This window comes from Amycolatopsis sp. NPDC006131, assembly GCF_040614175.1.
Classification (GTDB): domain Bacteria; phylum Actinomycetota; class Actinomycetes; order Mycobacteriales; family Pseudonocardiaceae; genus Amycolatopsis_E; species Amycolatopsis_E tucumanensis.
This window is the reverse complement of sequence record NZ_JBEXTX010000255.1, coordinates 1-1,095: the sequence shown is the minus strand read 5'-3', so window position 1 is coordinate 1,095 and position 1,095 is coordinate 1. Positions and strand designations below refer to the sequence as shown.

Genomic DNA, 1,095 nt, shown 5'->3' with positions numbered 1-1,095 from the left:
TCGTTGGACTGGAACTCGGTGACGACGGACGGGGTGCGGCCGGGGTGGATCAGGGGCCGGACGTTGTTGCCGAAGATCACCGTGGCCGTGTCGGCCGGGACCCGGGTGTGGCGGGCGGCGTGCGCGAGGATCCAAGCGGCCGAGGCGACGTGCTCACGGGCCCAGCGCATCGTTCCGGACACGTCGCATGCCACGCCGAGCCGCAGCGGTGGGGTGGGCGTCATGGTGCGGGTGATGCGGGTGAACGGTTCGGCGGTGGGCAGCGCTCCGGCGGCCCGCTGGGCGTCGGCGGCGAGGGCGCCGCGCATCCGCAACCGCCCGGGCGGAACCACCGAGGTCGTGCGGACCGCGCCCCGGTCGCGCACCCCGGCGCTGTCCAGCGCCCGGGCCAGCACGCGAGCGGCGGTGCGTTCCTCTGGCTTCGGTGGCCGTGTCCCGGCCAGGGCGGTGCGGCCGTCCCTGGGCCCGCCGAGCCGGAAGGTCTGCCGGGCAGCGCGTTCGGCCTCCTTGCGGGCGATGTTCTCGCGCGCGTGCGCGGCGGCGGCGCGGGTGGCGGGATCCTCCGGAGGTTTCTCGCGCGCCACGTTGGCGGCCACGGTGTCGAGCACGGTCGCGATGGCTTCCGCGATCGGGGACGGGCCGCTCGGTGGTGCCCCGGTGCCATTAGCCGGGTCACCGTTGGCCCCAGGGGACGGGGTGGGGTTGGCGGGGTCGGTGCCGAGAATGTCGCACCACTGCCGCCCGAGGTCGAGCATCGTCTGCCCGTCGTCGTCGGCCGTGCGCAGCGCACGCCGCCACACGATCCGCAACTCGTCCAGCTTGTCCCTGCCGAGCACGTCTTCGATCACGCGACCGACCGGCGCGACCTCGGCGTGGGTCAGCACTCCGGCGTCAGCCCGCCCGAGGAGCAGGGCAGCTGCGCGCGCGGCATCGGCGGGCGTCATCTGTGGCGCGGTGGCGGGATCGGCGTAGAGGTGCAAGTCGTCGGCGACCAGGTCCTTCGCGGCGGCCCTCAACCAGTGCCGGTCGTCGGGGCGGCGCCGGATCTGGGCGGCTTCCATGCGCGCTTCTTCCAGCAGCATGGCGGCGCGCTCG

At 74.9% G+C, this 1,095-nt stretch carries 1 pseudogene; it reads right to left on the bottom strand.

The annotated features are described in order from the left end of the window. Positions 1–1,061: pseudogene (locus ABZ215_RS43830) on the bottom strand (hypothetical protein); the annotation flags it as partial. Positions 1,062–1,095: the final 34 nt, after the last annotated feature.